Origin of the sequence: Neisseria sp. P0014.S002 (genome assembly GCF_051958295.1) — a bacterium.
In the GTDB taxonomy this organism is placed as follows: Bacteria; Pseudomonadota; Gammaproteobacteria; order Burkholderiales; family Neisseriaceae; genus Neisseria; species Neisseria flavescens_B.
This window is the reverse complement of record NZ_JBQCVO010000084.1, coordinates 1-262: the sequence shown is the minus strand read 5'-3', so window position 1 is coordinate 262 and position 262 is coordinate 1. Positions and strand designations below refer to the sequence as shown.

Annotated in this window: 1 rRNA gene; it reads right to left on the bottom strand. The window is 56.9% G+C overall.

The features are described 5' to 3' along the window. Positions 1-262, bottom strand: a 16S ribosomal RNA gene (locus ACTHSX_RS10705); the annotation flags it as partial.

Below are 262 nucleotides of genomic sequence, written 5' to 3'. Positions count from 1 at the left end.
CTCTAGTCTGCCCGTACCCACTGCAGGCTGGGGGTTGAGCCCCCAGTTTTCACAGCAGACGCGACAAACCGCCTACGAGCTCTTTACGCCCAATAATTCCGGATAACGCTTGCACCCTACGTATTACCGCGGCTGCTGGCACGTAGTTAGCCGGTGCTTTTTCTGCAGGTACCGTCACTTTCGCTTCTTCCCTACTAAAAGAGGTTTACAACCCGAAGGCCGTCGTCCCTCACGCGGCGTTGCTGCATCAGGCTTTCGCCCA